Source organism: Proteus sp. G3927 (assembly GCF_963894685.1).
Classification (GTDB): domain Bacteria; phylum Pseudomonadota; class Gammaproteobacteria; order Enterobacterales; family Enterobacteriaceae; genus Proteus; species Proteus mirabilis.
In genome coordinates, this window is record NZ_CAWQGX010000027.1 from 369,281 (window position 1) to 382,892 (window position 13,612).

16 protein-coding genes are annotated in these 13,612 nt (G+C 39.1%); 3 read left to right on the top strand and 13 right to left on the bottom strand.

Annotated features, from left to right (window positions below; genetic code table 11):
• Position 1 precedes the first annotated feature (1 nt).
• A complete protein-coding gene (locus tag AACV00_RS11180; protein ID WP_004248451.1) occupies positions 2–1,075 on the top strand; it encodes a fimbrial protein in 1,074 nt (357 codons plus the stop codon).
• Complete coding sequence (locus tag AACV00_RS11185; RefSeq protein WP_004248452.1) at positions 1,075–1,623, top strand: fimbrial protein; 549 nt, start codon at positions 1,075–1,077, stop codon at positions 1,621–1,623. The genes AACV00_RS11180 and AACV00_RS11185 overlap by 1 nt, the downstream gene beginning before the upstream one ends.
• Before the next feature lie 19 nt (positions 1,624–1,642).
• On the opposite strand, the gene tadA is transcribed toward AACV00_RS11185, so the two are convergent.
• Positions 1,643–2,173 carry a tRNA adenosine(34) deaminase TadA gene (tadA, locus tag AACV00_RS11190; RefSeq protein ID WP_004248453.1) on the bottom strand — a complete coding sequence of 177 codons (531 nt, stop codon included), beginning with the start codon at positions 2,171–2,173 and terminating at the stop codon, positions 1,643–1,645.
• Between the two features lie 312 nt (positions 2,174–2,485).
• Here tadA and AACV00_RS11195 point away from each other — a divergent pair, with 312 nt between their 5' ends.
• Positions 2,486–2,746, top strand: coding sequence for a YfhL family 4Fe-4S dicluster ferredoxin (locus AACV00_RS11195; protein WP_004243886.1), 261 nt, complete (start codon positions 2,486–2,488; stop codon positions 2,744–2,746).
• A 29-nt stretch (positions 2,747–2,775) separates the two neighbouring features.
• On the opposite strand, the gene acpS is transcribed toward AACV00_RS11195, so the two are convergent.
• The 12 genes from acpS to trmN form a co-directional block, all read right to left on the bottom strand.
• The gene (gene acpS, locus AACV00_RS11200) at positions 2,776–3,156 is read right to left on the bottom strand and encodes a holo-ACP synthase (RefSeq protein ID WP_004243887.1); all 381 of its coding nucleotides are present in this window, start codon (positions 3,154–3,156) and stop codon (positions 2,776–2,778) included.
• Positions 3,156–3,887: a pyridoxine 5'-phosphate synthase gene (gene pdxJ / locus AACV00_RS11205; protein ID WP_004243888.1), complete on the bottom strand. Its 732-nt coding sequence runs from the start codon at positions 3,885–3,887 to the stop codon at positions 3,156–3,158. Before pdxJ ends, acpS begins: the two co-directional genes overlap by 1 nt.
• A 69-nt stretch (positions 3,888–3,956) precedes the next feature.
• Positions 3,957–4,697: a DNA repair protein RecO gene (gene recO / locus AACV00_RS11210; protein ID WP_004248456.1), complete on the bottom strand. Its 741-nt coding sequence runs from the start codon at positions 4,695–4,697 to the stop codon at positions 3,957–3,959.
• Between the two features lie 12 nt (positions 4,698–4,709).
• On the bottom strand, positions 4,710–5,618 hold the full coding sequence (gene era / locus AACV00_RS11215; RefSeq protein WP_004243892.1) for a GTPase Era: 909 nt from the start codon (positions 5,616–5,618) through the stop codon (positions 4,710–4,712).
• Positions 5,615–6,295, bottom strand: a complete 681-nt coding sequence (gene rnc, locus AACV00_RS11220; protein WP_004248457.1) for a ribonuclease III — start codon at positions 6,293–6,295, stop codon at positions 5,615–5,617. Before rnc ends, era begins: the two co-directional genes overlap by 4 nt.
• Before the next feature lie 195 nt (positions 6,296–6,490).
• A complete protein-coding gene (gene lepB, locus AACV00_RS11225) occupies positions 6,491–7,462 on the bottom strand; it encodes a signal peptidase I (protein ID WP_004248458.1) in 972 nt (323 codons plus the stop codon).
• Positions 7,463–7,476: 14 nt separating this feature from the next.
• Entirely contained in the window at positions 7,477–9,273 is a 1,797-nt protein-coding gene (gene lepA, locus AACV00_RS11230; protein WP_004243894.1) for a translation elongation factor 4, read from the bottom strand.
• 320 nt (positions 9,274–9,593) lie between these two features.
• Positions 9,594–10,058, bottom strand: a complete 465-nt coding sequence (gene rseC, locus AACV00_RS11235) for a SoxR-reducing system protein RseC (protein ID WP_004243895.1) — start codon at positions 10,056–10,058, stop codon at positions 9,594–9,596.
• Positions 10,059–10,070: 12 nt separating this feature from the next.
• On the bottom strand, positions 10,071–11,042 hold the full coding sequence (gene rseB, locus AACV00_RS11240) for a sigma-E factor regulatory protein RseB (protein ID WP_004243896.1): 972 nt from the start codon (positions 11,040–11,042) through the stop codon (positions 10,071–10,073).
• Positions 11,043–11,090: 48 nt separating this feature from the next.
• Positions 11,091–11,714 (bottom strand): anti-sigma-E factor RseA, encoded by a 624-nt coding sequence (gene rseA / locus AACV00_RS11245; RefSeq protein WP_012368140.1) that lies wholly within the window; start codon positions 11,712–11,714, stop codon positions 11,091–11,093.
• A gap of 37 nt (positions 11,715–11,751) precedes the next feature.
• Positions 11,752–12,330: an RNA polymerase sigma factor RpoE gene (gene rpoE, locus AACV00_RS11250; RefSeq protein WP_004243899.1), complete on the bottom strand. Its 579-nt coding sequence runs from the start codon at positions 12,328–12,330 to the stop codon at positions 11,752–11,754.
• 300 nt (positions 12,331–12,630) lie between these two features.
• A complete protein-coding gene (trmN, locus tag AACV00_RS11255; protein ID WP_004243900.1) occupies positions 12,631–13,389 on the bottom strand; it encodes a tRNA(1)(Val) (adenine(37)-N(6))-methyltransferase TrmN in 759 nt (252 codons plus the stop codon).
• Positions 13,390–13,612 lie beyond the last annotated feature (223 nt).

The following is a 13,612-nucleotide window of genomic DNA, read 5'->3' on the forward strand; positions in this document are numbered from 1 at the left end:
AATGATCCTCAATAAAAAAAACATTCATTCCAAATCAGTAATGCTATTTTGTGCCGGCATTGTTTCTTTAATGCCATTGCACGCAATTGCTTATTTACAAGGTGAAGTGAGAACCAATGGTGGCCCTAATATTTTCTATGCCGTATTAGATCACACCACCTTTCCTAATAACAAAGCGGGAGAATTAGCAACAGTAAACTTTTCGTTGCCTGATCGCTATGATGGCACGGTATATTGTCCTAACTCACGTATTTATGATCGTGCATTAACCTATTTTAAAGCAACGACTGATTTACCTCCTGTTGGTAATAACTTTTATCAATTAAATGAGTATGTTGATATCAAAATTAATTTTGAAATTTGGGGGCCTAATCCTTTACCCACAGTGCCCTTTTCTGACATACCTAATAATAGAAATAACCAACAAGGTTGCAGAGTACCCTCTTCACCTAAACCGCATATTTCCTCAGGAAGTAGCGGTCAACTCACTTTCCGTTTAAGAAAACCCATTATTAATGGTGTCAGTCTTAATGGGCAATCTCTTGCACAAATGTATGCCATGGTAAGTCACAGCGGTGCGCCAAAAACCTATGGCTCAGAGCCCATTTCTAAATTAGTGATCACCTCGGGGATCATTACCACTAAAGATAAATGTATCTTTAATAATGGTTCACCAATTACCTTTGACTTTGGTAATGTGGGAAATACCTCTGATTATCTCAATGGGCAAAACTACAAAATTACTCGCAACATCCCCATCAAATGCGAAGGGGGAAGTTTTACCGATCCTAATAGCAGAATAATGTTTAAAGTTCAGACTGGTAGCTCAGGTATTGCGAGTTTTGATTCTAATTACCTTGGTACAACAGGCTCTGTAGATAGAAGTAACTTAGGTATCGTCTTAAGAGATAAGTCAGGTACGATTATCCCACCTAACCAATATTTTTCAGTTGGCAAACTCAATAATTTCAACGGAAATTGGGAAGTAAGTGCAGCCCCCATCGCCAAAGCGGGCAGTAAAATTACCGAAGGTGAATTTTCAGCTCATGCGACACTCATTGCGGAGTTTATGTAATGAAAAACAGCATAATAAAGTCAGCTATAACTTGCTTGTTATTGCTCTCTCCTAGCACTTTTGCTGCCACTGATATTATTGGTGGAGAGATGGAATTTAAAGGTGTTGTTGTTGCACATGGCTGTACGATTGTTGCGGGAGATGAAAATAAAGTTATTGATTTCAAACAAATATCTGCAAAAGATCTCTATTCTCTACAAAAAAGCAACCCCGTTGCTTTTAGTATCAGTTTAGAAAATTGTAGCCAAGATATTTATAAAAGTGTCACTATCACATTAGATGGTCAAGCGCATTCAACAATGCCCAATCATATAGCCGTTACTGGGAGTGGCTCAGAAGATCCGAAAAGTATTGGTATCGCTTTTACCGACAAGGCACATAATATTATTGAATTAAAAAAACCAAGTGCTCCTCAACAGCTTAATAATAAACGAGTACAATTTGATTTTATGGCCTATGTTGAAGCAACATCATCAGCTATTCAAAATCAAACGATACTCACAGGACCATTTCAAGCACAAGCAACCTATACACTCAATTACCAATAACAATTAAGCCAAATAGATGCTATTTGGCTTTCTCTTGTATGATTAAGCCTTGAGTAATTAAACGTTGCTGTTGTTTCAGTTGTTTTTTCTCTGCCCTTCTCATCTTAAAAAACTGGCTCAAGAGTTGTGCGCACTCCTCACCTAAAACACCCGATGTTATTTCAACTTTATGGTTCATTCCGGGATGTTGCAAAATATCAATAAATGAGCCTGCGGCACCTGTTTTTAGATCAGATGCACCATAGACCACTCTTTTTACACGGCTATGCACAATTGCTCCAGCGCACATAACGCAAGGCTCTAACGTGATATATAATGTGGCGTCAAGTAGGCGATAATTCTGTAGATGTTTCCCACCTTTACGCAATGCCATAATTTCCGCATGTGCAGTAGGATCATTATCAATAATGGAGTGATTCCAACCTTTAGCAATGATTTTATTATCAGCGACTAACACGGCTCCTACAGGAATTTCACCGAGTTGTTGTGCTTTATGTGCCTGCTCAATCGCTTTATGCATCCAATAAATATCATCTTTAATTTTATTCACAAGAACATCTCTTCATTATTATACAGCGCGGTATTGTAGCCTGTTTTAGATTGATAACTAAAGATATTAGCGTGTGAAATGTTGTAAAAGATATTCCCCTCTGCAACATCAATATATTTAGAATCTTTCACGTATATGATAATCTCACACTCTTTTGTATATAATTGTGTATTTATTTTGTGTGGCAGTGCTCTATTATTTGTAGTAACACTGTCAATTTGCAGTAAAAATACAACCAATAAACTAAAAGTAACATATAAGTGCAAGATATAAGTTACTGTAATTTAATAATTTATATATTAAGTGACTGATATGGCTTTACTAATTACGAAGAAATGCATCAACTGCGATATGTGCGAACCCGAATGTCCTAACGATGCCATTTCAATGGGGAATGATATTTATGAAATCAATCCTGATCTTTGCACTGAATGTGTAGGACATTATGATAAACCGACTTGTCAGTCGGTATGCCCTATCACGAATACAATTATCATCGATCCTGCTCATACTGAATCGCAAGATGAATTATGGGAAAAGTTTGTACTGATCCACCACGCTGACAAAATCTAAGCAAACGCAATCGGGAATAAATTTAAGCGTTATTTTTCTAAAATAACGGTTGCACAGGCGTAACGTTGCTCATCAGCCAGTGTCACGTGAATAGCATTTATTCCCGCTTTTTGCGCCATCTCTTTTGCCACAGCTAAAAAGTGCAATGTTGGTTTACCTAATTCATCATTAGCGACTTCAAAATGGTTAAATGCCAATCCTAAGCGAATGCCTGTACCTAATGCTTTGGCTGCGGCTTCTTTTACCGCAAATCGTTTAGCTAAAAAACGAACGGGTTGTTTATGTGATTGATATATAATCCATTCATTATCAGTAAGAATACGTCGCGCGAGGCGTTCTCCTGAACGCCCTATTATCTCTTCAATACGTGATATCTCAACGATATCCATACCTATACCAACAATAGCCATTAGCGACGCGCTTCTCTCATTAGGCGTTTCATTTCTTCAACGGCTGGTGCAAGCCCACTAAATACCGCTCGACCAATAATCGCATGACCAATATTGAGTTCATAAAGTTCAGGTAATGCAGCAATACGTTGTACATTATGATAATGCAAACCATGACCTGCATTGACTTTTAAACCTTTAGACGCTGCATAGGTTACCGCATCACGAATGCGAACAAACTCCTTCTCTTGAGCCTGTTCATCTTCAGCGTCAGCATAAGCACCGGTATGAATTTCAATAAAAGGAGCGCCGACACGATCTGCTGCATTAATTTGCTCATGGTCAGGATCAATAAATAAAGAGACTTTAATCCCCGCTAATGATAAACGTTTAATCGCATCAGCCACTTTCTCTTCATTACCCACCACGTCTAAACCACCTTCTGTGGTCACTTCTTGGCGTTTTTCAGGCACTAAACAACAAAAATCAGGTTGAGTTTGGCAAGCAATCTCAATCATCTCTTCTGTTACCGCCATTTCTAAATTTAATCTTGTTTGAACCGTTTGGCTGATCAGCATTAAATCACGATCGGTAATATGACGTCTGTCTTCACGTAAATGAATAGTGATCCCATCAGCACCCGCTTGTTCCGCAATAAATGCCGCTTGAACCGGATCGGGATAAGTTGTACCACGGGCATTACGTAGGGTTGCAATATGGTCAATATTAACGCCAAGTAGAATATCAGACATGCTCTTCTCCTGAAAAATAACGTTGTATTACCTTAGTTTACACATTCCATAGAGAAGAAAAAGACAATATTATTTATCCTCTATCAATACGCTTTTTTTCGCACACTTTTTAATAGCAAATTGCCGAAACAGCTCTCTACTTTTTAATGGTTTTCCACCTAAATAAGGTTTCAAGGCCATTCGTGTAAACCTTTTTGCTGCTTTCAATGTACCAGCCGTAGGAAATTCTCGTTTTGCCAGCGATTTTAATTCCAATCCAGTAAAACTATAGTGATCAACCACCAAACTGGCAATAAAGCCTTTTTCTTCTCGGTATCGATAAGTCATGGTATCAGAAACAGGTTCACCACTTCCTGCACAATGCAAAAAGTCTAGGCCATAACCCAATTGCGTTAATAACGCTAATTCAAAGCGCCTTAGAGCAGCTTCTGGAGTAGTTTCACTGGCAGCAAGGATTTGCAAACAAGATAAGTATTCGAAAAAAAGCGTGCTATATGATGTGCCATTTTCCAAAACACGAGAAAGTAATTCATTGAGATACAGACCACTGTAAAGTACTGTGCCTGTTAATGGTAATGCTAAAGAGATAGGCTCAGCATCACGGAGGGTTTTTATCTCACCTCGCCCACTCCAACGAATGAGCAAGGGAGTAAAAGGTTGAAGAGCTCCTTTTAAAGGAGAGCGACGGCCGCGCGCACCTTTTGACAATATGCGCACTCGCCCTTCATTCTCAGTGAAAAAATCGAGCAATAAACTCGTTTCACTGTAAGGCCGAGCATGGATAACAAATGCACGTTGCCAGCCTTCCACTTCAGTAACCTACTATTTTAAATCGTCCACATAGCCAAGGCTACGTAAAGCACGTTCATCATCCGCCCAACCCGCTTTTACTTTCACCCAAAGTTCAAGATGAACTTTGTTTTCAAATAAATCTTCCATATCCATGCGGGCTTCCGTACCGATTTTTTTGATTTTAGCGCCTTTATTACCAATCACCATTTTCTTCTGGCCTTCACGTTCAACCAGAATCAAACCGTGAATATCATATCCACCGCGATCGTTAGTAACAAATTGTTCAATTTCAACCGTCACAGAATAAGGTAATTCTTCACCTAAAAAGCGCATCAATTTTTCACGAATAATTTCTGACGCCATAAAACGTTGAGAGCGATCAGTAATATAATCTTCTGGGAAATGATGAATGGCTTCAGGTAAACAGTTACGCACTATTTTAGCAATAGTATCGACATTCATGCCTTTTTCAGCACTAATCGGCACTACATCTAGAAAATCCATTTGTTGACTTAAAAAACCAATATGTGGCAGTAACTTGGTTTTATCTGTAACGTTATCAACTTTATTAATCGCTAATAGCACAGGACAACGTAGTGATTTTAATTTGTTTAATACCATTTCGTCATCAGGCGTCCAATTGGTTCCTTCGACAACGAAAATAACCAGTTCAACATCACCAATAGAGCTACTTGCTGCACGGTTCATTAAACGGTTAATGGCTCGCTTTTCTTCAATATGCAAGCCTGGGGTATCCACGTAAATAGCCTGATATGCACCATCAGTATCAATACCCATGATACGGTGACGGGTGGTTTGTGGCTTACGTGAAGTAATAGAAACTTTCTGCCCCAATAATTGGTTCAGTAATGTTGATTTCCCTACATTAGGGCGACCGACTATCGCAATAAATCCGCAATAGGTTTGTTCTTCGCTCATTCAAGCTCCAATTGTATTAATGCCTGTTCAGCAGCGGCTTGTTCGGCTTTACGACGGCTTGTACCCATCCCTTTAACAGGTTGGTCGATACCGCTTATCTGACAATGGATCGTAAACTCTTGGTCATGAGCTTCACCACGTACTTGTACAACAACATAAGAAGGTAGTGGTAAATGACGTCCTTGCAAATATTCTTGCAAGCGAGTTTTAGGATCTTTTTGCTTATCACCCGGACTGATTTCAGCCAAGCGATTCTCATACCATTTTAAGATGATATTTTCGATATTTTGAATATCACTATCAAGAAAAATAGCACCAATTAACGCTTCTACTGTGTCGGCCAAAATAGATTCGCGACGAAAACCACCGCTTTTTAATTCTCCCGGCCCTAACCGTAAACATTCACCGAGTTCAAATTCACGTGCTAGTTCAGCGAGGGTATTACCACGCACTAAGGTTGCACGCATCCGGCTCATATCCCCTTCATCGACACGAGGGAAACGATGGTAAAGCGCATTAGCAATGACATAACTTAGAATTGAATCACCTAAAAATTCTAAGCGTTCATTATGTTTACTACTTGCACTACGGTGAGTAAGTGCCTGTAAAAGTAATTCATTTTGTTTAAAAGTATAACCCAGTTTTTTTTGTAACTGGTTAACTAATAGAGTATTCATGTGCGATCAATTTCCATTACTTAATTTGAAGCACACGCAACAAACCTGTTTAAAAACAACGAGATATTATCGGGTTGAATAACAGAACTGTTGCGTTTGCACTGGCTCCTGTTTATACAGGAGCCAATCATGTTTAAAGAAGTGGCATATTCTACACTGAGATAGAAAGGAATGCTGTAGCTATTTTGTTAAAAATTACTTAATGCCACCAATACGGCTGAAACGAACACCTGTAGGCCATTCATTTTCTTGTTTCTCGAAGCTCATCCAAATCGTTGTGGCTTTACCGACTAAGTTTTGCTCAGGCACAAAGCCCCAGAAACGACTATCTGAACTACCATCACGGTTATCACCCATCATAAAATACTGACCTTCAGGGACAATCCACGTACCTTGAGGTAATCCCGGTTGAATAAATTCAGGTACAGTAACATCTCCCGGAATAGTCATAATACGATGAGAGACATCACCAATCGTTTCAATTCTCTCTTCTTGGCGAAATTGCGTAGCTGTAGAAATTGGCTCTTCAATCGGAATCGATTTCATACCGCTAATACGTTGACCACCAGGTACACTTTGTAACAGTAATGTCCATTCACTAGGATACGCTGTACCATAGGTTACCGCTATTTCATCATCACATATTGCTTTATTACAATTTGGGTAAATGTGTAATTTCTTCGACGTCATGTCATACACTATTTTATCCCCCGGTAAACCAATCACCCGTTTAATAAAGTCAGTTGATGGATCACGTGGGTATTTAAATACCGCAATATCACCACGTTTAGGTTTACCCGTACTAATCAAGGTTGTTTGTGTAATAGGATCTTTTAATCCATAAGCAAATTTTTCAACCAAGATGAAATCACCGACTAATAAAGTCGGCATCATCGAACGAGATGGGATCTGAAACGGCTCATACACAAAGGAACGCAAAATCAATACAATCGCCAATACAGGAAACAGAGAGCCTAATGTCTCTGCCCAGCTTGGTTTATTAATCGATTTTGCTAACTCTTGCTGATCCTCACTTCCCTGCGTTAACTCTTGTAAACGTTTTAACTTCGCTTTGCGGGCTGGCTTTAATTTAAAACGATCTATACACCAAAAAATACCCGTAATTAGCGTTGCCAACGTTAGGATCAAGGCAAACGTGCTAGCCATATTTTCTCCTTAAATTATTTATCTTTACCAACATGCAGTATGGCTAAAAACGCTTCTTGTGGTAACTCGACATTACCAATTTGCTTCATACGTTTTTTACCTTCTTTCTGTTTCTGCAACAGTTTTTTCTTACGGCTAACGTCACCACCATAACATTTAGCTAATACGTTTTTACGTAACTGTTTAACAGTTGAACGAGCAATAATATGATTGCCAATTGCAGCTTGGATCGCAATATCAAACTGTTGACGTGGAATGAATTCTTTCATTTTTTCCACCAACTCACGTCCACGATACGGTGCGTTATCATTATGGGTGATTAATGCAAGTGCATCGACTCTCTCACCATTAATTAAGACATCAACACGTACCATGTTGGAGCCTTGGAAACGCAGGAAGTTATAATCTAACGAAGCATAACCGCGAGAGGTTGATTTTAAACGGTCAAAGAAATCTAATACCACCTCAGCCATCGGAATTTCATAAGTTAATGAAACCTGATTACCATGATAGACCATATTAGTTTGAACGCCGCGTTTTTCGACACATAAAGTAATCACATTACCTAAGTATTCTTGCGGTAGTAACATATGACATTCCGCAATAGGCTCTCTGATCTCTTCAATATTGTTCAGTGCCGGCAGTTTTGATGGGCTATCAACCATGATGATATCACCATTGGTCATTTCCACTTCATAAACTACTGTTGGTGCTGTGGTGATCAGGTCAAGATCATATTCACGCTCTAAACGCTCTTGGATAATCTCCATATGGAGAAGGCCTAAGAAACCACAACGGAAACCAAATCCTAATGCGGATGAACTTTCCGGCTCATAAAAGAGTGACGCATCATTTAAGCTTAATTTTCCTAATGCATCACGGAATGATTCATAATCGTCAGAACTGACCGGGAATAACCCCGCATAAACCTGTGGTTTGACTTTTTTAAAGCCCGGTAATGGTTTGTCTGCAGGCTTCTGTGCGGCTGTTAATGTATCCCCAACAGGGGCACCAAGAATATCTTTAATACCGCAAACTACCCAGCCTACTTCACCACAACTTAGCGATGTTGTATCAACTTGCTTAGGCGTAAAAATACCAATACGGTCGATATTATAAACTTGCCCTGTACTCATCACTTTGATTTTATCGCCTTTGTTGACTTTACCGTTTTTGATCCGGATAAGTGAGACAACACCAAGGTAATTATCAAACCAAGAGTCAATAATAAGTGCTTGTAGAGGCGCGTCAGGATCGCCTTCTGGCGCAGGTATTTCTTTCACCAGACGTTCAATCACTTCTTTTACACCCACGCCGGTTTTAGCAGAACAACGCACTGCATCGGTCGCATCAATACCGACAATATCTTCAATCTCTTCAGCGACACGCTCAGGCTCTGCGGCAGGTAAGTCAATTTTATTCAATACCGGAACGACAGTAAGATCCATATCTATCGCCGTATAACAGTTTGCTAATGTTTGGGCTTCAACCCCTTGCCCTGCATCGACAACCAGTAAAGCACCTTCACAAGCGGCAAGAGAGCGAGAAACTTCATAAGAGAAGTCAACGTGTCCTGGCGTATCGATAAAGTTAAGCTGATAAACTTCACCGTCATCAGCGGTATAATTGAGTGTTACGCTTTGTGCTTTGATGGTGATACCACGCTCACGCTCAAGATCCATAGAATCAAGAACCTGCGCAGCCATTTCACGATCTGTTAAGCCACCACAAATTTGAATAATTCGATCTGATAGCGTCGATTTACCGTGGTCAATATGTGCGATAATGGAAAAGTTACGTATGTTTTTCATTCTGAAATTATTTTTCTCTATTGCTTTGCTCTATAAATCTGGCTTTAGCGTCGTTCATGGACACAAAGCGAAAACTCTATATTGCAGGAGTTATGATTGATGACGCATTCTACACACTAGAGACATTATACTCAAAGAAACGTTCATCAAACACAAACATTTATGATAAAGCTTACCTTTATTTATGCAGCGTAACTGCACTTTCACTAGATAGAAATTTGATTTTTATCTATCAATAAAAAAGATCAGAACCATAAAATAAGTTTAATAACAAAAAATGGAGCCTATGCCCCATTTTTTATCATATTCATTCTTTATTATTATTCTTGATATTGTACTTGCAATTCATTAGGTGGAAGTCCTATTTGTAAAATAATAGGTTCAAATCCTTCATCTTTACTCCACCAGCGGGCAATATTTTTAGCTAATAAGAAGCCTAACACTCCCCCCACTAAACCACTACAAAAAATAGCCAACTCACTAGAAAGCCACAGACTGGCTATCCCTGCAACGATAAATAATCCCAGCAAAGGAGTAAGATAAACCAACATAGCGGAACGAAGTAAACTATTTTCTGGTATACCAACTTCCACTTTTTGCCCCACCACTAAAGGTTGTTCAACAGGAAGTTCTAACTGATGAACAGTTTCAGGGCCTATTTTATTTAATAAATAAGAACCACAAGCTGCTCGAGCTTGGCAACTCCCGCAACCGGACGATGAGCCATAACGTAGTAAAGCCCTCCCTTGTTGCCAATGTACGACTGTTGCCCACTCTTTAACCATAACTTATACCTTTTACTTTTTGGTAAACACCACACTGTTGACGATTTTCTGTGCTGTTATAAATGGCAATTGTCCAATAAAGGTAATTTCATTGCCATCTTTATCATAGGTATAAATTGTATTACGACCATATCTCAATGCTTTATCACGTTCGGGGGAATTTAATTGCTGACCACTTTTGTTAACATAAATGGAGAAATCGAATAAGCCGTCACTATATAAAATAGATTGACTAAATTCATTTTCAGCAATTTGATGATTGCTACGTTTTACCTCTTTAAATCCTTCTGGTAACGTTGTCACACGCCAATTGTAATTCAGTGCTTGAGTGGCTTTGGGGATCAACAATAGCGGGGGCATATTCACTTTATTGAGTGAATCTAACTCACTGATGATTTCTTTATTTTGATTAGCGGTGATCACCCGAAATTGTTCAATAACGTCATTATTTTTATCAAGCAGATCGACCCTTAATGGCAAATATCTCTCTTCATCAATAAATAAGACATATTCATAACGGTCATTATTTTTTGATAGCACACGAACAACACGACTTGGAATGTCACCGATATGCGTTCTTCCCGCATCAATAAAATTGTAATACTCAGCGAGTTCAGCAAAATTTTGATAAATGATTGCAGGGAGATAATCAACGATATGTTCATTACGCAAACTAAACGCATCTAAACCTGGTTCAAAATAACTGATTTCATTCCCTCGTTGCACGATTTCTCGACGAGTGCTATCCATCTGCATCAATTGTGCCACAGGTTTACCATCGACAAGTGCATGACGATAACGAATAGGAACAATACCTTGAGAATTGATATTAATAAAAGATAATTCGTAAGTAGCGGTTTGCGTTGTATTACCCATCTTTTGCAACAAAGCCTCGGCATTTCCTATTTGAGGTTGTGCCAAGGCTTGTGTTGGTATTGATAGGTAACCCGCTAAAAGTAAAGCGGATAACCATGATTTTTTCATTACGACTCTATTGTTCCTACACGTAATTATAAATTGATACCACAATGATTACTGAGCCTGTTGCTGAGTTGTGTTTTGCGATGCTACAGGCACTTCATCTTGTGGTGCATTGTAGATACGGCGATCTAACTCATACTGTTGCAACATAAGTCCAAGGCGTTGATTACGCTCTTGTAGACGTGTTTGTTGATTTTGGCCTAAATTATCACTTTGTAAATTTAAGCTGACTGGTGCCCCATTCCCCATAATAGGTTGAGTATTAAACACCGGCGTATCAACTTGGAAATCCTCAGCGCTATTGTTGCCATTATATTGCTGAACACCCACAATGACAGCTAATGACACACAGGCAGCAACACCAATTTGTGTTAACTGGCTAGCCCAAGGACGTAATTTTTGTAAGAAAGAGTGCTGACGCCATTGAGAAGGCGCAGGTTGCTGCTCTTGCTGTTGTTCAGGACTTATGCGGACTGGCTCATTTTCTAAAGCGAGTGCTACGCGACTTGCGATATCAAAGTGGATAACCTCTCCTACATCACCACGCATTGCATCACGAACTAAGTGGTAACGTTGCCATGTTTCTTTCATAGATTCATCACGGGCAATCGATCCCATTAATTCTTTATCAAGAACTTCGCCATCCATAAATGCAGAAAGTTTCTCTTTTTGCATGTAAAAGTACCCTTCAGTAAATGAGGGTTCAGCCATCTTATAACTCTTGTATTAATGGTTGAACCTTATTATCAATAGCTTCTCGCGCCCTAAAAATACGTGAACGAACCGTACCTACAGGGCAATCCATAATAACGGCTATCTCTTCATAGCTTAAGCCGTCAAGTTCCCGAAGTGTAATAGCAACCCTTAAATCTTCGGGTAACGACTCTATGGTTTGAAAAACTACTCTCCGTAACTCTTCAGACAACATTAAATTCTCAGGGTTCGAAATTTCTTTTAATGCGTTTGATGTTTCAAAATTTTCAACATCACTTGCATCTAAGTCATTTGAAGGCGGACGCCGCCCTTGTGCTACCAGATAATTTTTAGCTGTATTCACAGCGATGCGATAAAGCCATGTATAAAATGCACTATCACCACGGAATGATCCAATAGCTCGATAGGCTTTTATAAAGGCTTCTTGTGCAACATCTGGCACATCACCCTGAGGTACATAACGGGAAATCAGACTTGCTACCTTGTGCTGATAGCGGATAACTAGCAAGTTAAACGCTTTCTGGTCACCCAGTTGTACCTTCTCGACCAACATTTGGTCCGTTAACTGCTCGCTCATTAGAGATGGACTCTCCCGAAGTCAAGCCTCAAACTATTTTTCAATGACTCCGTCATATTACTCTCGTTATTCCTTCTCGTTTTTATGAGCTACTTACGTTAGAGCATTAAAATAGAATGAAGTTCAATTCAATTATAATAATAAGAGATGAATCACAAAAAACTGTCGTTGTAATCACCAACCAATCTGCAATTTGCCAAGAAAAAAGCGATAACACAATGTGATAATTTAAATATATACCTTTATTTACAACAATATATACAATCTTAAACAATGTAATATTAACGGCAACATTAGTCTTTAATAATATAAATAAAAATCTGTGACCCAAGATTGGAACTGGGTTGTGTAATGACCATCATTATTGCGGATAATCAGCTCTTCAATATTACATGGTTTAGTTTCGCCTTGATACTGTCTTTGAAAGGCTAGCAATATGCGATGGTAAGGCTTATCTGCACTATCTTTAATATTAACTCGCTGTACGACATTCCACCCTTTTCTTTGTGAGATTTCAATAAACTGTTCACCGATTAAATAGGGTAACACCACACAAAATAGGCCTTCATCTGTAATAAGCTGTTGTGCATTATCAAGCAAACCTTCATGGGTCAATGTTTTCGTATAACGGGCTTGCTCGCGCTCTTGGTTACGGCATGCAACCGCTGGCTCAAAATAGGGTGGATTACTCACAATAAGATCATAGCGAGTTGGCGCTTGTTGCGCATATTGATAAATATCATGATGATAAATATGGATTAACGAACTCCACTGTGATTGTTGCGCATTTTCACGCGCCTGTAATGCGGCATCTTCATCAAGTTCAATACCATCAATACGCTCAACCTGCGGGGCACGTTGCGCTAACATCAAGGCAATTAATCCACTTCCTGTACCAATATCGAGCACCGTTTTTGCTTTAGTGATAGGCGCCCAAGCACCTAATAAAACGCCATCAGTACCCACTTTCATTTCACACTTATCATGAGCGACAAAAAATTGTTTAAATGTAAACCCGCCTTTGCGTAAACCTGCTTTCTTTACTTTCTTTTGCTTCATTGAATCGCTCTAATGATTTGTATAACTCTTTCTATTCTTAGAATGAATGCAATCCATATAATAGAAAAAGCGATATATGGTAAGATAACTTTTTTGCTACCTCTATCTTAACATTAAACGCTTGATATTCGATGCTTGCTTATTGACTTTAAGCCTAAAAAACAACACATAGCTAGAACAATCGATGATATATAATGTGATAGCGGTAAATCCTCTGGCTTTT